At 70.3% G+C, this 25,467-nt stretch carries 17 protein-coding genes and 1 other RNA gene; 2 read left to right on the top strand and 16 right to left on the bottom strand.

The window, feature by feature from the left end:
- Window positions 1-2 precede the first annotated feature (2 nt).
- From M1D55_RS15335 to surE, 3 genes are read right to left on the bottom strand one after another with little or no spacing between them, the layout of a single operon-like run.
- Window positions 3-863 (bottom strand): peptidoglycan DD-metalloendopeptidase family protein, encoded by an 861-nt coding sequence (locus tag M1D55_RS15335; RefSeq protein ID WP_064577275.1) that lies wholly within the window; start codon window positions 861-863, stop codon window positions 3-5.
- A gap of 8 nt (window positions 864-871) precedes the next feature.
- Window positions 872-1,798, bottom strand: a complete 927-nt coding sequence (locus M1D55_RS15330) for a protein-L-isoaspartate(D-aspartate) O-methyltransferase (protein ID WP_456282519.1) — start codon at window positions 1,796-1,798, stop codon at window positions 872-874.
- 45 nt (window positions 1,799-1,843) lie between these two features.
- Complete coding sequence (gene surE / locus M1D55_RS15325; RefSeq protein WP_006579632.1) at window positions 1,844-2,596, bottom strand: 5'/3'-nucleotidase SurE; 753 nt, start codon at window positions 2,594-2,596, stop codon at window positions 1,844-1,846.
- Between the two features lie 193 nt (window positions 2,597-2,789).
- On the opposite strand from surE, the gene M1D55_RS15320 reads away from it, so the two are divergent.
- On the top strand, window positions 2,790-3,764 hold the full coding sequence (locus tag M1D55_RS15320) for an NADPH:quinone oxidoreductase family protein (RefSeq protein ID WP_456282518.1): 975 nt from the start codon (window positions 2,790-2,792) through the stop codon (window positions 3,762-3,764).
- 168 nt (window positions 3,765-3,932) lie between these two features.
- Here the strand turns inward: M1D55_RS15320 and M1D55_RS15315 are convergent, their stop codons facing one another.
- The 11 genes from M1D55_RS15315 to M1D55_RS15265 form a co-directional block, all read right to left on the bottom strand.
- On the bottom strand, window positions 3,933-4,724 hold the full coding sequence (locus M1D55_RS15315) for an ABC transporter permease (RefSeq protein WP_064577454.1): 792 nt from the start codon (window positions 4,722-4,724) through the stop codon (window positions 3,933-3,935).
- Window positions 4,725-4,799: 75 nt separating this feature from the next.
- Entirely contained in the window at window positions 4,800-5,612 is an 813-nt protein-coding gene (locus tag M1D55_RS15310; protein WP_006579634.1) for an ABC transporter ATP-binding protein, read from the bottom strand.
- A 242-nt stretch (window positions 5,613-5,854) separates the two neighbouring features.
- Window positions 5,855-6,901, bottom strand: a complete 1,047-nt coding sequence (locus tag M1D55_RS15305; RefSeq protein ID WP_006579635.1) for an ABC transporter substrate-binding protein — start codon at window positions 6,899-6,901, stop codon at window positions 5,855-5,857.
- A 236-nt stretch (window positions 6,902-7,137) separates the two neighbouring features.
- The gene (locus M1D55_RS15300; RefSeq protein ID WP_023263603.1) at window positions 7,138-8,121 is read right to left on the bottom strand and encodes a Bug family tripartite tricarboxylate transporter substrate binding protein; all 984 of its coding nucleotides are present in this window, start codon (window positions 8,119-8,121) and stop codon (window positions 7,138-7,140) included.
- Window positions 8,122-8,281: 160 nt separating this feature from the next.
- The gene (locus M1D55_RS15295) at window positions 8,282-9,280 is read right to left on the bottom strand and encodes a hydroxymethylglutaryl-CoA lyase (RefSeq protein ID WP_456282713.1); all 999 of its coding nucleotides are present in this window, start codon (window positions 9,278-9,280) and stop codon (window positions 8,282-8,284) included.
- Between the two features lie 2 nt (window positions 9,281-9,282).
- The gene (locus M1D55_RS15290) at window positions 9,283-10,479 is read right to left on the bottom strand and encodes a CaiB/BaiF CoA transferase family protein (protein WP_064577457.1); all 1,197 of its coding nucleotides are present in this window, start codon (window positions 10,477-10,479) and stop codon (window positions 9,283-9,285) included.
- 375 nt (window positions 10,480-10,854) lie between these two features.
- Window positions 10,855-11,760, bottom strand: a complete 906-nt coding sequence (locus M1D55_RS15285) for a LysR family transcriptional regulator (RefSeq protein WP_006579697.1) — start codon at window positions 11,758-11,760, stop codon at window positions 10,855-10,857.
- Between the two features lie 49 nt (window positions 11,761-11,809).
- Window positions 11,810-12,424, bottom strand: coding sequence for a recombination mediator RecR (gene recR, locus M1D55_RS15280; protein ID WP_053822074.1), 615 nt, complete (start codon window positions 12,422-12,424; stop codon window positions 11,810-11,812).
- A 28-nt stretch (window positions 12,425-12,452) separates the two neighbouring features.
- A complete protein-coding gene (locus M1D55_RS15275) occupies window positions 12,453-12,785 on the bottom strand; it encodes a YbaB/EbfC family nucleoid-associated protein (RefSeq protein WP_023263605.1) in 333 nt (110 codons plus the stop codon).
- A 109-nt stretch (window positions 12,786-12,894) separates the two neighbouring features.
- Complete coding sequence (locus tag M1D55_RS15270; RefSeq protein ID WP_456282517.1) at window positions 12,895-15,297, bottom strand: DNA polymerase III subunit gamma/tau; 2,403 nt, start codon at window positions 15,295-15,297, stop codon at window positions 12,895-12,897.
- A 158-nt stretch (window positions 15,298-15,455) separates the two neighbouring features.
- Window positions 15,456-17,975, bottom strand: coding sequence for an adenosylcobalamin-dependent ribonucleoside-diphosphate reductase (locus M1D55_RS15265; RefSeq protein WP_456282516.1), 2,520 nt, complete (start codon window positions 17,973-17,975; stop codon window positions 15,456-15,458).
- A gap of 57 nt (window positions 17,976-18,032) precedes the next feature.
- Between M1D55_RS15265 and ffs the strand changes: the two genes are divergently transcribed.
- Window positions 18,033-18,131, top strand: an RNA gene (gene ffs, locus M1D55_RS15260) — signal recognition particle sRNA small type.
- 316 nt (window positions 18,132-18,447) lie between these two features.
- On the opposite strand, the gene M1D55_RS15255 is transcribed toward ffs, so the two are convergent.
- Entirely contained in the window at window positions 18,448-22,113 is a 3,666-nt protein-coding gene (locus tag M1D55_RS15255; RefSeq protein WP_456282515.1) for a UvrD-helicase domain-containing protein, read from the bottom strand.
- Complete coding sequence (locus tag M1D55_RS15250) at window positions 22,110-25,259, bottom strand: PD-(D/E)XK nuclease family protein (protein ID WP_456282514.1); 3,150 nt, start codon at window positions 25,257-25,259, stop codon at window positions 22,110-22,112. The genes M1D55_RS15255 and M1D55_RS15250 overlap by 4 nt, the downstream gene beginning before the upstream one ends.
- Window positions 25,260-25,467: the final 208 nt, after the last annotated feature.

Below are 25,467 nucleotides of genomic sequence, written 5' to 3'. Positions count from 1 at the left end.
CCTCACTGTGGCGGCAAATACCGCATCGGATCGACCGGTTTCCCGTTCCTGCGAACTTCGAAATGCAGTTTCACGCGATCGGCATCGGAGTTGCCCATCTCTGCAATTTTCTGACCCCGGCGGACCGTTGCCTGTTCGGTCACGACAACCTTGTCGTTGTGGCCGTAGGCAGTAAGAAAAGTCTCGTTGTGTTTGATGATGACAAGATTCCCGTAGCCGCGCAAGGGGCCTACGTGAATCACCCGACCGTCGTCCGCGGCGAGCACCGCATCGCCGCGCTGACCGCTGATATCGATGCCCTTGTTGCCCTTCTCGTCGAAGCGTCCGAGCAGCGAACCACGCGCGGGCCATGCCAGCTGGATCGCGCCGTCCGCGGCCGCACCCGGGATCGGCGCTGCGGCGGCGGGAGCCGACGCGCCTGCGGGCGGGGTCACGCCCGGCGTGGTGGCCGGCGGCAGTCCCGCCTGTTCGAGCGGCTGGCCCTGGACCCCGGCCGGCGCGACCGGCATCGTCGCGACGCCGGTCGCCGCATTGACGTCCGCGCCCGGCGGCACGATGCGCAGCAGCTGGCCGACCTCGATCTGATTGGCGTTGACGATATTGTTCCAGGCCGCGACATCGCGATACGACTGGCCGTTCTCGAGGGCGATCCGATACAGCGTATCGCCGCGCTTGACCCGATAGTAGCCAGGGGGCGCGGGCTCGACCGGGGCGATCGTGGTCCCGGTACCGCCGGCGGTGCGGTCGATCACGGGCGCGGGCATCGGCGAGGAAGCGCAGGCGGCCAGCAGGGCTGCCAGCAGCGAGGCGGTGGCGAGCTGGCCCGCGCGGATAAGACGTTGCGAAGTCACGGTGTTGTGCATAGTTCGACTCAGGTGGTGCCCGATTTTAATGGCACAAAGAAAACGGCTTCAAGCGCGGTGCGGTGAAAGCGATGCCGGCTTCGGCGCTCGATCAGCAGCAATTGCTGCGTCACGGCCTGCCCCTGCTTATGCCCGTCGGCGCCGGCGGACGCGACCGCGACCGGCGCGATCAGCCGACCGCCGACCGCCAGCTGTTCCAGCAGCGCCTCGGGCACTTCCATGCCCGCCGCTGCCAGGATGATCGCGGAGAACGGCGCGGCCTGCGGCAGCCCCAGCATGCCGTCGCCATAGTGCAGGCGCAGATTGGGCAGGCGCAGCGCGCGCAAATTGGCCTTGGCCTGTTCGTGCAGCGGCCGGATCCGCTCGATCGAAAACACGTCGCGCGCAACCAGGCTCAGCACCGCGGCCTGATAGCCGCAACCGGTGCCGATCTCCAGCACGCGCTCGAGCGGCTGCGCGGGTGCCAGGCCATGGCGCAGCAATTCGATCATGCGGGCGACCACCGACGGTTTCGAGATGGTCTGCTGATGGCCGATCGGCAGCGCCGCGTCCTCGTAGGCCTGCGAGGCCAGCCCTGGTTCCAGGAACAGATGGCGCGGCACGGTGGCGATCGCCTGCAGCACGCGCTCGTCGCGGATGCCGCCGCTGCGCAGCCGCGCGGCCAGCGCGGCGCGCGCGCGGTCCGACGCCATGCCGCCGCCGCCCACGCTGGCCGCGATGGTGCGGGCCTGCACCGCGCTGCCCGGCGGCGCGGGCGCGGGGACCGGCGCGGCGGCGGGCGGCACACGGCGCGCCGGCGTCGGCGCCGGGGCCGGCGTGGCCGCGCGCTTGCCCACCATCGCCGGCAAGCCGGCGGTTCGCGCGGGCGCGGGCTTGCGCTCGACCACGGAATCGAGCGTCAGCGGAAACTTCGGTCGGCGCGGGCTCGAACTCATGGCCTCAACGCGCCCATGGTCCCGGCGGCCGGCACGCGGCTGGCCTCATGCGAGCCATTGCCGCAGCGTATCGAGCTGGGCGCGATGGGTCAGATCCAGCTGCAGCGGCGTCAGCGAAACGAAGCCTTCCGCGGTCGCGTGGAAATCGGTGCCTTCGCTGGCATCGAGCGCGTCGCCAGCGGGCCCGATCCAGTAGTTGGTCTCGCCACGCGGATTGACCTGCGAGATCACCGGCTGCGAAGGATGGCGCTTGCCCAGCCGCGTGGCGCGCAGCCCGCGGATATGTTCGAACGGCAGATTCGGGATATTGACGTTGAGCAGGAACGGTTCGCGCGGCGGCGTCGCGATCGCGCGCTCGACGATGCCGCGCGCAATGCGGGCCGCGGCATCCAGATGTTCCCAGCCCTTGTCGACCTGCGAGAAGGCGATCGACGGGATGCCGAGCAGATAGCCCTCGATCGCGGCGGCGACGGTGCCGGAGTACAGCACGTCCTCGCCCATGTTCTGACCCTGGTTGATGCCCGACACCACCAGGTCGGGCTTTTCGTCGAGCAGGCCGGTCAGCGCGATATGCACGCAATCGGTCGGTGTGCCATTGACGAAGCGAAATCCCTTCTGCTCGCCCTCTCTGGCCTCGAACACCGTCAGCGGCCGCTGCAGCGTCAGCGAATTCGATGCGCCGCTATGATTCTGCTCGGGGGCGATCACGGTGATACGGCCCAGCGGCGCCAGCGCGGCATGCAGCATGGCAAGTCCCGGCGCGAGGTAACCGTCGTCGTTGGCGAGAAGGATGTGCATGGCCGCGATTGTACCCGAGGCGATTGCGATGGCGTCGTGCGGAGGGGCTGCTGCACCGGGCGATTTGCACCGCAGCGCCGCCCTCGCCCACCGAACTGAACGACCGTACTATTTCTGCGCTACACTAGCCCGGGCCGCGTGGCCGCGCGGTCCAGATCGAGGCATCAAGACATCAAGACTGAATGGAGACACGATGAAAGCCGTACTGTGCAAAGCCTGGGGCCCGCCCGATTCGCTGGTGCTCGAAACCCTGCCCGACCTGGTCGCCGGTCCCGGCGAAGTCGTGATCGACGTGAAAGCTGCCGGCGTCAATTTCCCGGACGTGCTGATCATCCAGAACAAGTACCAGGCGAAGCCGCAGTTGCCCTTCTCGCCCGGCTCCGAACTGGCCGGCATCGTCAACTCGGTCGGCGACGGCGTCAGCCACGTCAAACCCGGCGACAAGGTGATCGCCTATCTGGGCAACGGCGCCTTCGCGACGCAGGCCAGGGCGCCCGCCGCCGCGGTCGTGCCGATGCCGCCGGGCATCGATTTCGAGACCGCCGCCGCCTTCACGCTGACCTATGGCACGTCGCACCACGCGGTGGTCGATCGCGGCGAACTGAAGGCCGGCGAGACCATGCTGGTGCTCGGCGCGGCCGGCGGCGTGGGCCTGGCCGCGATCGAGATCGGCAATGCGATCGGCGCGCGGGTGATCGCGGCCGCCTCGACCGACGAGAAGCTGGCCGTTTGCAAGGAACATGGCGCCGACGCCCTGATCAACTACAGCACCGAGGACCTGCGCGAGCGCATCAAGGCGCTGACCGACGGCAAGGGTCCCGATGTCATCTATGACCCGGTCGGCGGCATCTATGCGGAACCCGCATTCCGCTCGATCGGCTGGCGCGGCCGCTATCTGGTGGTCGGCTTCGCCAACGGCGAGATTCCGAAGATGCCGCTGAACCTGGCGCTGCTGAAGGGCGCATCGCTGGTCGGCGTGTTCTGGGGCGAATTCACGCGCCGCGAGCCACGCGCCAACCAGGCCAACATGGCGCAGATGCTGGGGTGGATGAAGGAAGGCAAGATCCGCCCGCACATCTCGGCGCGCTATCCGCTGGAACAGGCCGCGCAGGCGCTGAAGGACATGGAAGCGCGCAAGGTCACCGGCAAGATCGTGATCGTGCCGTAAGCCTGCGACACTTGAGATCGAACCTTGGGCCTCCTCCCCTCTCCCGCCTGCGGGAGAGGGGTTGGGGGAGAGGGCAGCGGCGGTGGCCATTTGCGAATTCCATCCACATGACGACCGCCCTGTTCCCTCTCCCCGCCCCTCTCCCGCAAGCGGGAGAGGGAGAACTCCCTACAGCTTCTCCGTCTCCCCGCTCTTCGGCTGCCACTTCATCAGCCGCCGCTCCACCACCCCCACCATCCAGTCCAGCACCAGCGCGAACGCGGTCAGCACCACGATGCCCGCGAACACCGTGTTGATGTCGAACGTCCCTTCCGCCTGCAGGATCAGATAGCCGACGCCGCGCGCCGAGCCCAGGTACTCGCCGACCACCGCGCCGACGAAGGCCAGGCCCACCGAGGTATGCAGCGACGAGAACACCCAGCTGGTCGCGCTTGGCAGATAGACATGGCGCAGCAGCTGCTGGCGGTTGGCACCGAGCATCCGCGCGTTGGCCAGCACCACGGGGCTGACTTCCTTGACGCCCTGGTAGACGTTGAAGAAGACGATGAAGAACACCAGCGTCACCGCCAGCGCGACCTTGGACCAGATGCCGAGGCCGAACCAGACCGCGAAGATCGGCGCCAGAATCACGCGCGGCATCGAGTTCATCGCCTTGATGTACGGATCGAGGATGGCCGAGGCCACCGGGCTCAGCGCCAGCCACAGCCCCACGCCGAGGCCCGCGACGGTGCCGATGCCGAACGCCAGCACCGTCTCGAGCAGCGTCACGCCCAGATGCAGGTAGATGTCGCGCTCGACGAAGAACCAGCTCCAGACGCGCTGCGCCACCAGCCACGGCTCGCCGAAGAAGAACGCCACCTGCTGCGAGCGCGTGGCCAGGTGCCAGGCGCCGAGGATGACGACGAGGACGAGCAGCTGCCAGACGCGCAGCATGCCTTTGGAATCGGTACGAAATGCCATGGATCGTGATTGGTTCGGGTTCGTTGGATCGTCGGCTTGGGGTTGCGGGTCGTCGCGCGCGGGGCGTCGCGCCCTTCAGGCGACCTTGCGCTGCTGCGCATAGCCCTTGAGCACTTCCTCGCGCAGCACGTCCCAGATCGCCGCGTGCAGTTCGACGAAGCGCGGATGGTTGCGGATCTCCGCCACGTCGCGCGGACGCGGCAGGTCGATGTCGAATTCGCCGATCGGATGCGTGGCCGGTCCCGCCGACAGCACCACCACGCGGTCGCTCATCGCGATCGCCTCGTCCAGATCGTGCGTGATGAACAGCACCGCCTTGCGCTTGGCGGCCCACAGCTCCAGCACCTCGTTTTCCATCAGTTGGCGGGTCTGCACGTCGAGCGCGGAGAACGGCTCGTCCATCAGGATGATGTCGGGGTCGAGCACCAGCGTCTGCGCCAGCGCGACGCGCTTGCGCATGCCGCCCGACAGCTGGTGCGGATAGCGGTCGCCGAAGCCGCCCAGGCCCACGCGGCGCAGCCACTCCTCCCCTTCCGCAACCGCCTGCGCGCGCGGCACGCCGCGGAATTCGAGGCCCGCGATCACGTTGTCCAGCGCGCTGCGCCACGGCATCAGCGCCTCGGTCTGGAACATGTAGCCGGCGCGCGCATTGATGCCCGCCAGCGGCTCGCCGAACACGCGCACCTCGCCGGACGACGGCGCCAGCAGGCCGGCGCCGACATTGAGCAGCGTCGACTTGCCGCAGCCGGTGGGGCCGACCACCGAGACGAATTCGCCGGGCGCGATCGCCAGCGAGACGTCCTTGACGGCGGTGTAGCGCTGGTCGCGGTCCTCGCGCGAGATGAAGGTACAGGTGACGTTGTCGAGGGAAAGGGCCGGAGTGCTCATGCGGTTCGCTGTGCGTGCGCCGCGCATCGGGCAGGCCGACGGCGGCGTGATGTTCGATGGCGCCTCGATGGCGCATCCATGGCGCGGCCTTTGTTCGATACAACCGAAAGCCGCGAGAACGGCGGCCCGCTCGGAAACGGGCCGTCGATCGTCCCGTCATTCCCGCGAAGGCGGGAATCCAGCGTCTCTGGAAGCCACTGGGTCCCCGCCTTCGCGGGGACGACGGTGCGTCGCAGAGTGGCTTACTTGTACTTCGCGTTGGCCTTCTGCACGAAGCTGTTGGTGAAGGTCTGGTCCAGCTTGATCGCCTTGCCCTTGAGCGCCGGATCGAACTGCTGCAGCGTGGCCAGCGCGGTGCGCGGGCCGTCGGCCGGCATCATGCCGTCCGGCGAGATCGCCTCCTTGACCTTGTCCCACGCCGACAGGTACAGCGCGCGGTCGCCCAGCAGATAGCTCTCCGGCACCGTCTTGACGATGTCCGACGGGCCCGCCTTCTGCAGCCATTTCAGCGCCCGCACCATCGCATTGGTCAGCGCCTGCGTGGTGTTCGGGTTCTGCTCGATGAACGAGGCCGACGCATAGAGGCAGCCCGACGGCATGTTGCCGCCGAACACCGCCTGCGTGTCCTTCAGCGTGCGGGTATCGGCCACCACACGGACCTCGTTCTTCTGCGTCAGCATCGAGATCACCGGGTCCAGGTTCGCCATCGCGTCGATCTGGCCCGAGCGCATCGCCGCGACCGCGCCGTTGCTGGCGCCCACGCCGATGAAGGACACGTCGGAGGGCTTGAGCCCGGCCTTGGCGAGCACGAAGTTGGCCATCATGTTGGTCGACGAACCGGGCGCGGTGACGCCGATCTTCTTGCCCTTCAGGTCCGCCACCGACTTGAAGTCCGGCATGGTCTTGTTCGAGGTCACCAGCACGATCTGCGGCGCGCGGCCCTGCAGTACGAACTCGCGGTAGTTCTGGCCCTTGGCCTGCAGATTGATGGTGTGCTCGTAGGCGCCGGAGACCACGTCGGCGCTGCCGCCGACCACCGCCTGCAGCGCCTTGGCGCCGCCGGCGAAGTCGACGATCTCGACGTCGAGGCCTTCGTCCTTGAAGTAGCCCTGGCGCTCGGCGATTGTCAGCGGCAGGTAGTAGAACAGGTTCTTGCCGCCGACCGCGATCGTGACCTTGGCCTTCTCCGGCTTGCCCTGCGCATGCGCGAAGCCGCCGAAGGTGAACCAGCCGGCCAGGAACAGCACCAGCGCGATCACCACCTGTTTCCAGAATTTCCGGTTGTACATCTGTGTCTCCTGCTTATTGTGTCCCAACGCCGGTGTGTTCCGCCGCCGCGCGGCTTCGTGCGATGCTATCCGAGCGGCGCGGCGCAGCCCAATCGGGAACACTACCTAGCGGGAACGCCGGCGAGAAGGCTGTCGTCCCGCGCAAGCGAGGACCCAGCGGGTCTCGAAGACGCTGGATTTCCGCTTGCGCGGGAAAGACGCGATGGCGCCGGCAGCCGGCAGAACGCCGCCGGGCCTTACTCGGCCTGGATATTGGCCGACTGGATGACCTTGCCCCAGCGCGTCAGCTCGGCGCGCTGGTACTGGCCCAGCTGCGACGGGTTCATGTACTTCGCCTCGGCGCCCAGTTCCTCGGCCTTCTTGCGGAAGGCATCGGTCTTCATGATCTTGTCGATCTCGCCGGTCAGCTTGTCGATCACCGGCTTGGGCGTGCCGGCCGGCGCGTACATCGCGAACCACGACGACACGTCGAGATCGGCGTAGCCGGCCTCGGGCGCCGACGGCACGTCCTTCAGGCTGGGCAGGCGGTTCTTGCTGGTGACCACCAGCGGACGCAGCTTGCCGGCCTGGATATGCGGAATCAGCGGAGGCGGCGTGGTGATGGTCAGGTCGACCGAGCCGCCGAGCAGGTCCGTCATCGCGGGGCCCGTGCCCTTGTACGGCACGTGCGTGATGCGGATGCCGGCCATCTGGTTCAGCAGCTCGGTGGACACATGCTGCAGCGAGCCGTTGCCCGACGACGCGTAGTTCAGCTTGTTCGGATTGGCCTTGGCGTAGGCCACCAGCTCGGACAGCGACTTGACCGGCAGGCTCGGGCGCACCACCAGCACCTGCGGCGCCGACAGCAGATTGGCGACCGGCGCGAAGTCCTTGACCGGATCCCACGACAGGCCCTTCATCAGCAGCGGCGTGATCACGTGGAAGCCCGAATACTGCACCAGCAGCGTGTAGCCGTCGGGCTTGGCGCGCGCCACCAGTTGGGCGGCGATGCCGCCGGCGCCGCCGGGGCGGTTCTCGACGACGACGGGCTGGCCGAGCGCCTTGGCCAGCGGCTCGGAAATCATCCGCGCGGCCAGGTCGGTGGTGCCGCCCGGCGCCGCCGACACGATCAGCGTGACGGCGCGGTTGGGATAGGCGCCGTCCTGCGCGTGCGCGCCGGCGCTCAGGCACGCTGCGGCCGCGCAAACGGCCGCGGCGAGCAGACGACGGCGGCCCGGCATGGCCGAGTCAGCGACCGGGCTGGCGGAATGGAACGGTTGGGACGAACGGATCGACATGCTGTCTCCTCCAGGAATCGATGTTGTTTTTGGGTTGGGGTTGCGGACCTTCATCCGCGTGCTTGCTGATTGCTGTTGTTCTTGGGGAATAGGCCGCCTGCCCTCACTGCCCCGCGAAATGCTCGGCCAGCCAGGCCGGCGGCTGGTGCGTCCGCAGCCGCGGACCGGCGCGCAGCAGCTGGCTGCAGACCTCGCGCTCGACCACGGTCGGCAGCTCGCCGACGATGCCGAGCAGGCGCTGCAGGTCGACGCCGGTGTCCACGCCCATCGACGCGAACATATGGACCAGTTCCTCGGTCGCGACGTTGCCGCTGGCACCGGGCGCATAGGGGCAGCCGCCCAGCCCGCCGGCCGCCGCGTCAAAGCGCGACACGCCGGTCTCCCAGGCGGCCAGCGCATTCGCCAGCCCCATGCCGCGCGTGTTGTGCAGATGGATCGTCAGGCCGGTGGCCGGCAGTTCGCGCCGGAAGGTCTCGCAGACCGCGCGCACCTGGTTCGGATAGGCCATGCCGGTGGTATCGCACAGCGTGATGCCGTCGGCGCCGGCCAGCGCGAAGCTGCGCGCCAGCGCCATCACCGCGTCGATCGCGACCTCGCCCTCGAACGGGCAGCCGAATACCGTCGACAGCGAGACATTGACCGGCACGCCGGCCGCGCGCGCGGCCTCGATCATCGCCAGCAGCTGCGCCTGCGATTGCGCCCGCGTCATCCGCAGATTGGCGCGGTTGTGCGTCTCGCTGGCCGACATCACCAGATTGACCTCATCGGGCCGGCACGACAGCGCGCGCTCCAGCCCGCGCAGGTTCGGCACCAGCACCGTGTAGCGCACGCCGTCGGCGCGGCGCATCCGGTGCATCACCGCCTCGGCGTCGGCCAGCGCGGGAATCGCCTTGGCCGAGGTGAACGAAGTCGCCTCGATGCGGGCGAAGCCGCAGTCCGACAGCGCCTCCAGCAGCGCGACCTTGGCGTCGGTCGGCACCACCACCGGTTCGATCTGCAGGCCGTCGCGCGGCGCGACCTCGTTGATCTCGATGCGGGCCGGACCACGCAGCGGGAAGTTCGTCGTCGGATGCGTGGCCGATGCGGTCGCGCTGATGTTCATGTTCATGCCACCACCCCGCGTGCGCGCAGATCGGCGATCGTCGCGGCGTCGAAGCCGGCCTGCGCCAGCACCGCATCGGTATGCTCGCCGAGCGTCGGCGCGCGATCGTGGATCGCGCCGGGACTGCCCGACAGCTTGGGCACGATGCCCGGCACCTCGACCGTCAGGCCGCTGGCCGCGGTGACCTGCTCGATCACGCCGCGGGCGCGGTAGTGCGGATCCTCGGCGATGTCCTTGACCGTGTAGATGCGGCCGGACGGCACCTGGGCCTCGCGCAGCACGGCCAGCGCGCTGTCGATGTCCTGCGTGCGCGTCCACGCGGCGATCGCGGCATCGAGTTCGTCGACCCGCGCCACGCGGCCGTCGTTGCGCGCCAGCGCCGGATCGTCGGCCAGGTCGGCGCGGCCGATCGCCTGCATCAGCCGCTTGAAGATGGCATCGCCGTTGGCGGCGACCAGCACGTATTCGCCGTTGGCGCACGGATAGGCGTTCGACGGCGCAATGCCGGGCAACGCGCCGCCGGCCGGCTGGCGCACCGCGCCGAAGGCCGAATACTCGGGCAGCAGGCTCTCGCTCAGATTGAACAGCGCCTCGTACAGCGCCACGTCGATGACCTGGCCGGTGCCGCCGCGCGCATCGCGCTCGTACAGCGCCAGCAGCACGCCCAGCGCGCCATGCAGGCCGGCGATGGTATCGCCCAGCGACAGCCCGGCGCGCACCGGCGGGCGTCCGGGCTCGCCGGTCAGATGGCGCAGCCCGCTCATCGCCTCGGCGACGGCGGCAAAGCCGGGCTCGTCGCGCTTCGGGCCGGTCTGGCCGTAGCCCGATACCCGCAGCATGATCAGCTTCGGATTGGCGGCGTGCAGCACGTCCCAGCCCAGGCCCCATTTCTCCATCGTGCCGGGACGGAAGTTCTCGATCAGCACGTCGGCCTCGGCGGCCAGCTTGCGCACCAGCGCCTGCCCGTCGGGGCTGCGCAGGTCGATGCAGATCGATTCCTTGTTGCGCGACTGCGCCTCCCACCAGACCGAGGTGTCCTGATACAGCATGCGCCATTTGCGCAGCGGATCGCCCTGTCCGGGCGGCTCGACCTTGATCACGTGGGCGCCGAAATCGGCCAGCGTCTTGGCGGCGAAGGGGCCGGCGATCAGCTGCCCGAGTTCGAGCACGCGGATGCCATCCAGAATCTGTCGCGGCATGCGGATTGTCTCCGGGGATCGGTGTGTGTCTGGCGATCGCGAGGCGCACTGGGACACGGCCCTGCGATCGAATTTGGACGCAGTGTGCCGCAGGGCCTTGGGGCGCGGAAGGCGTCAATCGGTGAAGCGGGCTTTCACCGAACGCGAAAGGCTGGTGCCCTCTGCCCTACCCCTCTCCCGCAAGCGGGAGAGGGGAAAACCGTGAGGCCAGCGGGCTCCCTCTTCCTCTAGCCGGAGACGGGAAAACCGTCGGGTGCCAGCAGCAGGCTCCCTCTCCCGCTTGCCGGAGACGGGAAAACCATCGAGTGCCAGCAGCAGGCTCCCTCTCCCGCTTGCGGGAGAGGGTGGGGAGAGGGCAATCCTCAGTGCGGGAAATCAGAACGGCGCGCGCTCGCCGCAAAGATGGGTGATCAACAGCCGGGCCGACACCGTTAGCGCGGCCGGATCGCGCATGCCGATCAGCAGCGAGCGCTGCGCCCAGGCGTCCTGCAGCTTGACCAGCGACAGGCCCATCGACTTGACGTGCGGCTCGGCGGCGATGCGCGGCAGCACGCCGACGCCCAGGCCCGCCATCACCATGCGGCACATCGCATCGAAGCTGCGCACCTGGATGCGCAGGCGGAACGGCCGCTCCAGCCGGCTGCTCTCCTCGAGCAGCCGCGCGGCCAGCGAGGTCACCTGCGGCAGGCTGACGAAGTCGTATTCGAGGGTATCGGCATAGCGCACCGGCCCGCGCTGCGACAGCGGATGCCCCGGCGGCGTCACCAATACCAGTTCGTCCTGGCGATATTCGACGGTGACCAGCCCCGCGCTGGGCGTGCGGTCGGCAAAGATGCCGACGTCGGCGCGGTTCTCGACCAGCGCCGCGACGATATCGCCGCTGTTCTGCTCCTCCAGCTCGATGCGGATGGTCGGATGCAGGCGCATGAAGCCGGCCAGATCGTCGGGCAGGAACTGCGTGATCGCCGACGTGTTGGCGCAGACACGCACCTGCCCGCGCACGCCCGACGCATAGTCCGACATCACGCCCGCCATCCGCTCGACGTCCTGCAGCACGGTCAGCGCATGATGGAAGCACGCCTGCCCCGCCTCGGTCAGCTGCACGCCGGCCGCATGGCGGAAGAACAGCGGCGCGCCGACGGCGGCCTCGAGATCGGAAATCCGTTTGCTGGCCGCGGCAACGGCCAGATGCGACTGGCGCGCGCCGGCCGAGATGCTGCCCTGCCGCGCGACGGCGACGAACAGTCCGAGCGTGACCAGATCGAAGCGGGCCAGGTTCATCGGGCGATCAGACCATGCGAGCCGATGCGATGCGCCGCGGGACCGCGCTTCACAGCGTGCGGCGGTCCATCACCGCGCGCGCGATGGTGCCGGCATCGACGTATTCGAGTTCGCCGCCGACCGGCACGCCGCGGGCCAGCCGCGAGACCTTGAGCCCGCGCGCCTTCAGCATCTCGCCGATGTAGTGCGCGGTGGCCTCGCCCTCGCTGGTGAAATTGGTGGCGACGATGACCTCGGCCACCGGGCCGCCCAGCGCGGGGTCGGTGGCGCGCGCCAGCAGCCGGTCCAGATGGATCTCGCGCGGGCCGACGCCGTCCAGCGGCGACAGCCGGCCCATCAGCACGAAATACTGGCCGCGATAGGTCAGCGTCTGCTCGATCATCACCTGGTCGGCCGGCGTCTCGACCACGCACAGCAGCGAGGCATCGCGGCGCGCGTCCAGGCAGGTCTCGCAGACCTCGGCCTCGGTGAAGGTATTGCAGCGCGCGCAATGGCGCACGCCGTCGGCGGCGCCGCGCAGCGCGTCGCCGAGCCGGCGCGCGCCCTCGCGGTCATGCTGCAGCAGGTGATAGGCGATCCGCTGCGCCGACTTCGGGCCAACGCCGGGCAGCACCTTCAGTGCCTCGACCAGCGCCTGCAGCGAGGTGGGAGTGGATGCCTTCATCGGGAGTCTGCGTGGGGCAAGCCGGCGCTCAGAACGGCAGCTTGAAGCCCGGAGGCAGCGGCAGGCCCGACGTCATCGAGCCCATCTTCTCCTGCGTGGTGGCCTCGGCCTTGCGCACCGCATCGTTGAACGCGGCCGCGACCAGGTCTTCCAGCAGCTCCTTGTCCTCGCCCTCGGCGAGCAGGCTCGGATCGATGGTCACGCGCTTGACGTCGTTCTTGCAGGTCATCACGACCTTGACGAGACCGGCGCCGGACTGGCCCTCGACCTCGATCAGGGCGAGCTGCTCCTGCATCTTCTTCATGTTTTCCTGCATCTGCTGGGCTTGCTTCATCAGCCCGGCGAGTTGGCCCTTCATCATGATGCTTCTCCTGAGTTCGATGGATTCGGTGGATTCGGTGTCGGTGCGCGCCGGGCGGCTTCTCTATGTGCGTGTGGACGTAGGGAACGTGATGGCCGGCGCGCCGGTGTCACAACGCCCGCGGCTGGATCGAGCCCGGCACGATCTGGCCGCCGAACTCGCGCAACAGGCCCTGCACGAAGGGATCGTTCTCGATCGCGGCCTCGGCCGCGCGCTGACGCTCCGCGCGCGCCTGCGCATCGGCGGCCGCGGCGGTCTCGCTGACCGTCCCGACCTCGCAGTGCACGCGCACCGCTTCGCCGAAATGGTCCGACAGTGCCTGCGCCAGCCGCTCCACTGCATTGCCTTCCGCGATCGCCGCCACGGGCGCGCGCAGCACGAAGGTGCGGCCCTGCACGCGCGCCAGTTCGCTCTGGTACGCGAGCTGCTGCGCCAGGCCCTTCAGCGGCAGGCTGGCGGCCAGCGCGGGCCAGTCGCCGCCAAAGATCGCGGGCGTGCCATCCTCCGGCGGCAGCGGCGCGGCGGCCGGCGGCGTCTTGATGGGGCTCGGCGCGAATGCCTCGTCGGCGGCGGCCGCGGCAGGCACCGGCATGGCCGCGCGCGGCGGCTCGGGCCGGCGCAGCGGCGCGGCACGCTGCGGCTCCGGTTCGCTGTCGTACGGGCCGATCAGCGGCAGGTCGGGCGGCAGCTCTTCCCATGGCGGTACGTCGCCGCCGCCGGCCAGCTCCCATGGCGGGGGCTCGGCGGCCGGGGCCGCGGACGGTGCGGCGTGGGCCGGAGCTTGCGCTTGCGCTTGAGCGTGAGTGCGAGCTTGAGCTTGAGGCGGAGCCGACGGGCGCGGCGGCTCTGGCCGGCGTTGCGGCGCGGCCGGGCGCAGCGATTGCGTCGGTGCGGGGACCGGAGCAGGCACCGGCGCGGGCGCAGGCGCTGCGGCCGCGGGCCGTGCCGAAGCGCCGCCCCGCCCTGCCGAGGCCTGGCGCGCCGCCGCCAACGCCGCGCGCGCGGGCGACAGCGGCTTGCCGTCATTGGCGGGCCGGGCGACAGGAGCCGGCGCCGCTGCAGCCGGTGCGGGGGCTGCCGGTGTGGCCGCCGGTGTGGCCGCCGACGCGGGCGCCAATGCAGGTGCCGATGCAGGGGTTGCTGCGCCGGAAGCCGTCGGGCTCGACGGCGCCGGGCGAGGACCTGGCGTCGCTACGGGTGCGGCGGCGGCAATGGTTGCGCCGGTCGCGGGGCCGGCAGCGGCCGGACTCGAGGCCGGAGCCGATGCAGCGGATGCAGCGGGCGAAGCCGGCGCAGCCGATGCTGCCGGCGCCGCAGCCGCTGCTGCGCCGGCCATACCGGCCATCGCCGGGCCCGGCATCCGCCGCGCACCGGTCGTCGCCGGTCCCGCCGGCGCCGGCGCCGACGGCATCGCCGAGGGCCGGAACGCCAGCATCCGCAGCAGCGTCATCGTGAAGCCGGCGTACTCGTCCGGTGCAAGCGCGAGCTCGCTGCGGCCGAGATTGGCGATCTGGTAGAACAGCTGGACTTCTTGCGGATCGAAGGCGGCGGCCAGCCGGCGCACCTCGCCGGCCTCGGGCCATTCCTCCTGCACCGACGCCGGCACCGCCTGCGCCAGCGCGATCTTGTGCAGCAGCGAACCGAGGTCCTGCAGCGCGCCGGCGAACGACAGGCTGCGGTCGGCCATGCTGTCGGCCACCGCCAGCATCGCGGCGCCGTCCTCGGCGGCCAGCGCGTCGAGCAGCTGCACCAGATAGCTCTGGTCGATCGCGCCCAGCATGCCGCGCACCGACGCCTCGGACACCTCGCCCGCGCTGTAGGCGATGGCCTGGTCGGTCAGCGACAGCGCGTCGCGCATCGAACCGTGCGCGGCCTGCGCCAGCAGCCGCAGCGCATTGCCATCGTGCGCGATGCCCTCCTCGGCCAGGATGCGGTCGAGGTGGTTGACGATATGGCCGGGCGGCATCTGCTTCAGATTGAACTGCAGGCAGCGCGACAGCACCGTGACCGGAATCTTCTGCGGGTCGGTGGTGGCGAGGATGAACTTGACGTGGCCTGGCGGCTCTTCCAGCGTCTTCAGCATCGCGTTGAAGGCGTGGTTGGTCAGCATATGCACTTCGTCGATCATGTAGACCTTGAAGCGTCCGACCGTCGGCGCGTAGACCGCCTTGTCGAGCAGCTGGGCCATCTCGTCGACGCCACGGTTCGATGCCGCGTCCATCTCGATGTAGTCGACGAAGCGGCCCGCATCGATCTCGGTGCAGGCCTTGCAGACGCCGCAGGGCTGCGCGGTGATGCCGCCGTTGCCGTCAGGCCCGGTGCAATTCAGGGCCTTGGCCAGGATGCGCGACAGCGTGGTCTTGCCGACGCCGCGCGTACCGGTAAACAGGTAGGCGTGATGCAGCCTCTGCTGTTCCAGCGCATGCGTGAGCGCGCGCACCACGTGCTCCTGGCCGACCAGCGTGGTGAAATCCCTGGGGCGCCATTTGCGCGCTAGAACTTGGTAACTCATGGCGGCGATTGTAGCAAATGGCGTGCCGCGGCAGCGCGGCCGCGGGACGGGCTGGTCGAGGCGTCGCCGTCGCGAGCGCTACCGCATTTCTCCCCTCTCCCGCGCGCGGGAGAGAGGCCGGGCGGAGCGGGCAAGCCACCGCCGCCCAGCGGCACGCACTAGCCGCACTCGCCGACGTAGCCGCAATTGGCGCATTTGGCGCAGCCATCGACCTTGTGCAGCGCATGCGCGCCGCATTCCGGGCATGGCTTGCCGGTGCCGACGCCGGGCGCGCCGACCGGCAAGCCGGCGCCCGGCGCCGAGGCTCCGCGCGGCGGCGCCACGTCGGGCTCAAGGCCGGTCTCGCGCTGCGCCAGCCGCTCGGCCAGCACGGCGACCGGTACCTGCTGGCCCTCGGCATCGAGAAAGCCGCGCTTGATCAGGATCCGCTGCAGCGCGTAGCCGAGCGCGGCCACCTCGGAGTCGTGGAAGCGCGGCACCTCGGTGCCGTCCTGCCGCGTCAGCGTGCCGTAGCGCACCGTGCCCTTGTCCCAGACCACGTTGCGCATGTCGGCCAGCGCCTTGGCGATCGAGCCGCCCGAGCGCGCCACCATCGACAGCAGCCGCATCGTCGAGGTAATCCATTGCTGGCCTTCGCTGCGCTGGCCGGCCGGCATGAAGAACTCGACCGGCCGCTCGATCGTCACTGGCCGACCGTCGACCACGCCGTCGACGCGCATGAAATTGACGGTCAGGTAGACCGTCTTGTGGCCCTCGTAGGTCAGGTACTCGACCTTGGAAGTCACGCCCTCGAGATCGCCCACGGGCCGGCTCTCGAAGGGCCGGCGCAGCGGATCGTCGCCATTGGCGGCCGATGTCGAGGCCGCCGCGCCGGCCGCGCCCGCGCCCTGCCCCGCCTGCTCGACCGACAGCACCGCGCCCAGCACGCGATTGGGCCGGTAGGTCGCCAGGCCCTTCAGCCCTGCTTTCCACGCCTCCAGATACAGGTTGCGGAAGGCCTCGTACGGATAATCCTCGGGCACGTTGACGGTCTTGCTGATGCTGGTGTCGATATAGGGCTGCACCGCCTCCAGCATCTTCATATGGTCCAGCGCGGACATCTGCAGCGCGGTGACGAAGCTCTCGGGCAGCTGCTCGACGTCGCCGCCCAGATGACGGTACAGCCGCCACGCATGGTCCGCGACTTCGTAGACCTTGTAGCTGTCGTCGCCCATCCGCTTGCGCCGCTGGTACGTCCACGAGAACGCCGGCTCGATGCCGTTCGAAGCGTTGTCGGCGAAGGCCAGCGTGATGGTGCCGGTCGGCGCGATCGACAGCAGGTGCGAATTGCGGATGCCATGCGCGCGGATCGCGGCCCGCACCGGCTCGGGCAGCCGGCTGGCGAAGCCGCTGCGCAGATAGGCGTCGGCGTCGAACAACGGGAACGCGCCCTTCTCGCGCGCCAGCTCCGTCGAGGCCAGATAGGCGGCATCGCGCAGCGTCTGCGCGATGCGTGCAGCCAACGCGCGGCCGGCCTCGCTGTCGTAGCGCACGCCGAGCATCACCAGCGCGCTGCCCAGGCCCAGGAAACCGAGGCCGACGCGGCGCTTGGCCATCGCCTCGGCACGCTGTTCGGGCAGCGGCCAGTAGGTGACGTCGAGCACGTTGTCCAGCATCCGCACCGCGACCGCGACCAGTGCGCGAAAGCCGTCGAAATCGAAGGCCGCCGCATCGCCGAACGGGCCGCGCACGAAGCGCGTCAGATCGATCGAGCCCAGGTCGCAGCAGCCGTAGGCCGGCAGCGGCTGCTCGGCGCACGGGTTGGTGGCCTCGATCCGCTCGCAGTAATGCAGGTTGTTGTCGTCGTTGATGTGCGACAGGAACAGGATGCCGGGTTCGGCGTGATCGTAGGTCGCCTGCATGACCTGGTCCCACAGCTGCCGCGCCGGCACGCGCCGGTACACCCACATGCCGTCGTCGCGGCGCCACGCGCCGGCGGCAATCGTCTCCGGCGCCGGCTCGGCAACGTGGACCAGCTCGATCTCGCCATCGGCCTCGACCGCCTGCATGAAGGCGTCGTCGACGCCGATCGACAGATTGAAGTTGGTCAGTTCGCCGCGATCCTTGGCGTGAATGAAGGCCTCGATATCGGGATGGTCGGCGCGCAGCACGCCCATCTGCGCGCCGCGCCGTGCGCCGGCCGATTCGACGGTCGCGCACGAGGCGTCGAACACCTTCATGAACGAGACCGGACCCGAAGCGCGCGAATGCGTGCCGCGCACCAGCGCGCCGGACGGGCGGATGGCCGAGAAATCGTAGCCGACGCCGCCGCCGCGGCGCATGGTTTCCGCAGCCTGCGCCACCGCGGCATAGATGCCCGGCTTGCCGTCGACCGTCTCGGACACCGCGTCGCCGACCGGCTGCACGAAGCAGTTGATCAGCGTGGCCTCGATGCGCGTGCCCGCGGCGGAGTGGATGCGGCCCGCCGGCACGAAGCCGCCTTCGAGCGCCGCCAGGAAGCGCTGCGCCCATCGTTCGCGCTGCGCCTCGGGCTCGGCCTCGGCCAGTGCGCGCGCCACGCGGGCGCGCACATCGGCCGCGGCCCGTTCTTCACCCTTGGCGTACTTCTCGCGCAGCACCTCGACCGAGATTTCCTGCGGCGGCAGCACGGCCTGCATCATCTGTTCGTTGGCATTCATCGCTCGGATCACCGGGTTTTGGCGCGGGACTCGCGCTCTGGGTTACAATGCCGGTCGGACGGGCCTCCTCGCATGGCGGCGCGGTCAACCTGGTCAGGTCGGGAACGAAGCAGCCACAGCCGTTTTCCGCCAGTGCCGAGGGTCAGGCTCGTCCCCCTTCTCTTTCCCCCTCCCCGCTTTCCCCCTGATTTCCCCTGCTTGCTGTTCGCTTCCCGCGTGCCACATCGGCCGAAGGATCGTATTCGTCTTCGTGCCGGGCTGCCCCCGTTGGCACTTGGCCAGCGCCCCTGCCCTTTCCCCCAGCCCCTCTCCCGCGCGGCGGGGAGCGCGATATCGGTATTGGTTGCGCTGAGGAGCTGGTCGCCGGCTCCCTCTCCCGCTTGCGGGAGAGGGGTCGGGCGAGAGGGCAACGACGCCCCGCCACCCCGCATCGTTCGCATCTTATTCCCGTTCGCCGCGCTGCGCCGAGCGCTCAGAACAGCGACGCCTGCCGCGGCTGCACGGGCGCCGACAGTTGCGCCAGCGCGATCCAGTCGCCGTCGGCCGTGGCGATGCCCGACTCGATGCGCCGGCCGGGGAACATCGGCCGCAGCGCGGCCTCGTAGCGCCGCAGCTGCGCCGCGTAGGCGGCGTGTTCCTGCGGCAGCAGCCGCAGCTTGTAGTCGACCACCACCACGCGATCGGCGTATTCGACCAGCCGGTCGATCCGCAGCAATCGCCCCTGCGCGTCATACAGCTCGACCTCGTTGCGCGCGCTCAGCGCGCCCTCGGGCAGCAGCAACGCGCGCAGCGCCGGCGCGTTCAGCATCGCGCTGACGGCGCGTACCGCGGCCTCGGCCTGCTCTCGCCACTCGGTGCGCGCCTGCGGACTGCCGGCGCCGGCCAGCGGAAACCAGCGCATCACCGCATCGGCGTCCGGCACGCCGTCGTAGGCGCCGGGATAACGCGTGATCCGTTCGAGCAGCGCATGCACCAGCTCGCCGTGGCGAGCGGCGGCGGCATCGAAGACGATCTCGTCGTAGCCTTGCTCGCTCGCCTCGCCCTGGTCCTGCCCATCGAGCGGCGCCACGGGCAGCGCATCGCGATAGCGGGCACGAAAATCGGCAAAGCGGATCGGTCCTGCCGCCGCGCCAAAGGCGGCACCGCGCACGCGGGCATCCTCGCCCGGCAGCGCCGGCACCGGCTCGCCGACATCCGCGGCCTGCAGGCGCACATACCAGCTGCCGGCGATCTCGCTGCCCGGCTCGCTGCCGCCCTCGTCGCCCTTGCCGCCCTTGCCGTTGCGCTGGATGCCGCTGACGATCAGGCCCTGCCTGGCACGGGTCATCGCGACATAGAGCAGATTCCAGTTCTCGCGTTCGGCCAGCGCGGCCTGCTCGTCGAAGCGCGCCGCGCGCGCGAGCCCACGCTCCGAGCGCTTGCCGTACGCGGAGAAATGCACCGGCGCCGGGGCCGACGGCGGCCAGTCGATCAGGATGCCCGCGCGGTCGGCGGCCGGCTCGCTGTGGTTGGCATCGAGCAGCACCACGAACGGCGCCTCGAGCCCCTTGGCAGCGTGCACGGTCAGGATGCGCACCGCGTCCAGCGTGCCGTTGCTGTCGTCCGCGCCCTCGGGCTCGTCGGCCTCGGCTTCCGCCGCATCGCCCATGCCGCCTTCGTCGGGACTCTCGTCCTCGTCGCCGCGGCGGATCGCCTGCAGTTCGTCGATGAACTTGGGCAGGCTCGGATAGCGGCCGCCATCGAGATCGAGCGACAGCTTCAGGAACGCGTCGAGGTTGGCCAGCACCTGCTCGCGGATTTCCGCGGGCGCCGCCTGCGCATAACGGCGGCGCACCTCGCCCGTGTGATAGATGTGGTCGATCAGGTCGTGCACCGGCCGATGCGGGGCGATCTCGAGCCAGCCGCGCAGCCGCGCCAGTCCTTCGCGCAGGGCCGGCGACGCCTGCTGCGGAAGCTCGCCGGCGGACAGCGCCGGCCACCAGCGTCGCTTGCCGGCCAGCTGCGCGATCGCGATCAGATCGTCGTCGCCCGCGCCCACCAGCGGGCTCTTCAGCACGTGCGCCAGATCGAGGTCCGACTCGGGCGTCATCAGGAAGGCCAGCAGCGCCGACAGGTCCAGCGCTTCCAGCGTGGCCAGCAGGCCGCCGCGCCGCGGGCTCAGGCACGGAATGCCGGCCTCGCGGAACGCGCGTTCGTAGTCGGCCAGATAGGTCTTGCGCCGGACCAGCAGCGTGATATCGCGCCAGCAGGCCGGACGCTGGTTCTCGCCTTCTTCGACCGGCACCGTGTCGCGCAGCTGCCGCAGCCACGCGGCGACGCGACGGCCTTCCTCGAAGCGCGGCGAGTCGCCCAGCGGCGTGCGCGGCTGGGTCAGCGTGTCGCGGGAATCGGGGGCGATGGTGGAGCCTTCGTTGCCGCTGCCGTTGCCATTGCCGCTGCCGTTGCCATTGTCGCCGTTGGTGTCGCGCTCGCCGTTGTCACCATTGCCGCCATTGCTGCCATTGCCGTTCGCCGGCACCAGCGGCAGCAGCCACACCGGCCCGCCCTGCTGCGTCAGCGCGGTGGTCTGCGTTTCGTACAGCGGATAGCGACCTTCGGCGCGCGCCTGGTCGAACACCGCATTGACCCAACGCAGCACGTCGCCGCTGTTGCGGCGGGTGCGGTTGGTGCGCAGCACCGTGGCGCCGAACTCGTGCTGCAGCATCTGCCGCGCGACCTCGAACAGCCGCGCGTCGGCACGGCGGAAACGATAGATCGACTGCTTCGGATCGCCGACCAGGAACACCGTCGGCCGCTCCGCCAGATCCTGATAACCGGCCAGCCACCCCTGCAGGATGCGCCATTGCAGCGGGTTGGTGTCCTGGAATTCGTCGAGCAGCAGATGCCGGTAGCGCGCGTCGAGCCGCACCTGCAGATAGGTCGCGGTCTGCTCGTCGCGCATCAGCCGCGCGGCCAGCCATTCGAGATCGGCGAAATCCATCGCGCGCTGCTGGCCCTTGTGCTGCTGATAGCGCGTCAGCAGCGCATCGCCGAGCAGATAGAGATCGCGATTGAGCGCGAGCACCGCGGCCTCGCAGCGGCGCGCGGCGACCTGCCGCAAGACGTCGCAAAGCGCCGCATGCCGCGCCAGCAGCGCATCGGCCTGCGCCTCGCCGCCGGCCGCCTTGACCAGCGCCGCGGTGCGCCGCAGCGCGCGCGGCTCGCCCTTGCCGGTGAAGAAGGCCTCCCAGCAGCAGCCGAACGCTTCGTGCGCCGGCTGCCCGCTGTGCGCGCCGGCGTCGGTCCACTCGCGCATCGCCGCCAGCGCGGCGCCGATGCGATCGGCATGGCCCTGCTCGGTCTTGCCGCCCTGCGACAGGGTTGCCGCCAGCGCCTCGCAATCGGCGCGCAGCGCCGCATCGCCGATCGCCTGCGCCAGCACGTCGATACGCGCGTCGTCGCCCAGATCGGCGGCCAGCCGCTCGGCGGGATCGTCATCGGGCGCATCCTCGCGCATCGCCCACCATTCGCTGCGCGCGTGGAACATGGCGTCGAGCAGCGCGCGCGCCGAGAACTCGCCGATCGCATCGACCAGCCGCTCGTAGGCTTCGCGGTATGGCGCCGCCTCGGGCGCCGACAACCCGCGCCAGAACGGTGCCCAGGCCTCGCGCTTCATGCGCAGCGCATCCTCGCGCAGCGCCGCGCCGGGCACGATGCCGGAGGCCAGCGGCGCGCCGCGCAGCAAGGTACCGAACCAGCCGTGGAAGGTGTCGATGGCGATACGGCCCGGGCTGGCCAGCACGCGCGCATGCAGCGTACGCGCGCGAGGCAGCGCGGCGCGCGCCGCGTCGGGCGACAGTCCGCGCTGCTCCAGCGCGGACAGCACCTGCGCGTCGGTGCCGCGGGCCAGTTGCGCCAGCACGTCGAGCAGGCGCTCGCGCATTTCCTCGGCGGCCTTGCGCGTAAAGGTGATGGCGAGGATCTGGCTCGGCTCGGCACCGGCCAGCAACAGGCGCAGCAGCCGCGCCACCAGCAGCCAGGTCTTGCCGCTGCCGGCGCAGGCCTCGACCACGACGGAGCGCGCCGGATCGCAGGCGGCGCGCGTGAATTCCGCTTCGCTGACGTCCTGGCCGTCGCGCAGATAGGCGTGCACGGTCATGCCAGCGGTCCTCCTTCCTGGTCGCTCGATGGCGCGTTTGCTGGTTTGTTCGTTTGATCTTCCATCGGTGCGGACTGCCTCGGGGGCGCGTGCCCTGGCGCGTGCTCGTGCGTGTATCCTGGCGCTGCTGTCACCGCCTCCGGCAACGCGGTCGACTGCCAATATCCCTTGCGGCACAGCCCGCGCGCATTGCACCAGATGCATGCCGCGGCGTCGCCGAAGGCCGGCAGCGGCGCCCCTTCGCGCAGGCGCAGCGCATCGTGCGTCAGCTGCTCCTGCAACCATGCCACCGCCTCGTCGAAGTCCGGCAGCGAGACCTCGCGGCGGCTTGCCGGCGAGGCGCTACGCGGCTCGTTGCGGCCGTCCTCCAGCGCGATCCAGCTGCCCGCGCGCGCATCGGCGCGCAGCAGGCCGTAGAACGGCAACTGGCAATCCTCCTGCGCATCGCGCGCCTTGCGCTTCAGGCGAGCGGCGCTTTGCGTCTTGTAGTCGAGCACCGCATGACGGCCGTCGCGATGGCGGTCGAGCCGGTCGATGCGGCCATGCAGCCGGATCGGCTGGCCGTCGCGCATCGGCAGTTCCGCGCCGGCGTCGAGCTCGCCCGCATGCCAGTACCAGCCTTCGCGCTCGCGCGCGGCCTGCCACGCGACGTACGAGGGTAATACCGCGAGCCAGCGGCGGTAGTAGCCGATCGCATTGCCGTCCTCGGCCATCACGCCGTCGAAGACCTCCCGCGAGACGGCCTGCAGATGCGCGACGCGGGCCGCATCGTCGCGCAGGTCCCGCGCCTGCACGTCGCGGTGATAGCGCAGCAGGATCTGGTGCAGCAGTTCGCCGATATCGCGCTTCTCGAGGTCGTCGCTGACCGCCTCCAGGCCAGCCAGGCCCAGCATGCGCCCGGCGAAGAACTGGTACGGGCAGCGGCGCAGCATGTTGTACGACTGCGCGCTCCAGCGCGCCGGGGCCAGTTCCGGCGCCGAGGGTGCGGGCATGCCGCCGACCTGCGCGATCGCCTCGTGCAGCGAAGGCGCGACGCTCGCGGCGATTGGCGCACCGGCCGCTTCGCAGTGCACTGCCAATCGTTCGAGCCAGCCCGATACATGCTTCGGTTCGCCGCGGCCGCCGAAACGCTGCCAGGTCATCACGACGTCGTCGTTGTTCAGCAGCACCTCGGCCAGATCGCGCGCCTGCTGCGCAAAGCGCGCCTCGCGATCCTCGAGGCCGAGCTCGCGGCGCATCTGGTTGGAGAAGAACATCAGCTCGGCCGCGGTCGACGGCAGTTGCGCGTCGTCGCAGCCGACGATCACCACACCGTCGAAGCGGCGCATTCGCGCGCCGTTCAGCGGCAGGATCGTGATGCGCGCGGCGGCGGGCTCGCTCGGCTCCTTGTAGGCCACCGCTTCGAGCAGCGCGGCCAGCATCGCGCGGAACTCGGCCAGCGTCAGCGTGGCGGTGGCGCTCGCCTCGTCGTCGGGCAGTTCGTCGAGCCGCGCCAGTGCGTCGAGCAGTTGCGCGCCGGCATCGTCGGCGGTCAGCGCGGCGCGCATGTCGAGCGCGTCGAGCGTGGCCTGCAGGCGCTGCAGCCAGAATCCGACCGGACGCGCGTCGTTGCCGCGCGGCCAGGCTTGCGCCTCGCCGGCCAACTGGCGCAGCAGCGCCGCGGTGGCGGCCTGGGCCGCGGCCAGCACGGCCGCTTCCTCGTCGTCATGCGGGCCGATATCGGGCGCTGTGTCGGCGGTCCACTGCGCCTGTGGCGTCGCCGGAAAGCGCTGCAGCAGCCGGCGCCATCCGCCGGTGATGCCGTGGCGGCGCACCTGCCGCTCGAGCAGCGCGATCGCGGCGCCGCGCTGCGGCAGCTGCGGCAGGCAGAACGGGCTCTTGAGCAGGTCGAGCAGCGCCGCGGTATCGCCGTCGCCGACCACCAGATCGAACCAGCGCATCAGTGCGGCGGCGGCGCGCGTGGTCGACAGCTTCCAGCCCGTTTCGTCGCGTACCGGCGCCCCGGCGCGCGCCAGCAGCGCACGCGCGCGCCGCGCGACCACGCGGTCATGCGCGACCAGCGCCAGCTGCTTGCGGCCCTCGTTGAGCCAGCGCACCAGCTGATCGGCCGCGGCCGCCGCCTCGTCCTCGAAGCGCGCGCTGCCGATCAATCGCACGCGCGGGCGATCGGCGGGCAGGCGCGGCGCCATCAGCATCGGCAGCGACGGCAACGCGGACGTGTCGGCGGGCAGACGGCACTCGGGCCAGAGCCTGAGCAAGGTGCGATACCAGTTGCCGCGGCCGCCATCTTCATCGCGGCCGCCATCGCCGGCGCGATCGAAGTCGAAGCCGCTCGCCCCTTCCACAGCGCCGCCGCCTTCGTCATCGACTTCGTCGGCCTCGCCCTCGGCCGCCTCGCCGCTCCAGTCGTAGCCGATCTCCAGCACCGGCACCATGTCGGCGGCGGCGCGCAGGAAGGCCGCCTCGATCGGCGTCGGCGGAGTCGGCCCGAGCCATACCACCGGGCCGGTCAGTTGCTGGGTCAGCGCCTGCAACGCGCGCCGGCGCGCCGGCAGCGGATCGTCGGGTCCGGACAGCGCCTGCCAGAACGCCAGCACGATGCGCGCCTCCTCGCCGAGGAAGCGCTCGGACAGATGCGCATAGCTGCGTTGCAACGCCTCCTGCAGCAGGCCGGCGCGATCCTCGGCCAGTACCGCGTCGTCGTCGCGGATGGCGGCATCCTCGAGCCAGCGCGCCGAGAGTTCGTCGCAGACCGTCAGCACGGTCTGCGCCAGCCCCCAGGCCGCCGGCTCGGTCTGCGCGCCGAAGGCCTGCCGCAACCAGTCCTGGCCGCGGATCGCCTGCTGCACCGCGAGCAGGCGCGCGGCGTGGCTACGTACCTTGCCGCCATGCAGCATCGCTGGCGGGAAATCGAGCAGCCAATGGCCGAGCGTCAGGATCCGCGGCAGCAGCCGCGGCGCCCCGGATGCGCGCGCGGCGCGGTCCAGCGCCTGGCGCACGCCCGGAATCTGCGCCGCGGTAGGCACCACCAGATGCGCGGCGGACGCGCTCTGGCCGTGCTGCTCGCAGCGGTCGAGGAAATACCAGGCCGCGGCCGCGGCATTGTCGAGAAAGTCGCGGCCGGGGCGGAAGCGCAGCGTTGTCATGTAGCGGGGTGAAATGGCAGGGCCTGGCTGGCGGAAACGGTGGCAATCGGTGAACGTCGGCCCGCGTTCGGAGCGGGCGCATGGGGGCGCGCATGGGGGCGCGCATGGGGGCGCGCATACGGGCGCAGCACATACGGGCGCGGCATGGCGACACCTCGACCCCATCCTGACGCCGCGCGGTCCTGCGCCGGCGTCACGCGATCGCGGC

The sequence above is a fragment of the Cupriavidus sp. JZ107 genome, from assembly GCF_053903255.1.
The sequence above is the reverse complement of the archived record's forward strand: the minus strand, read 5'-3'. Positions and strand labels throughout refer to the sequence as shown.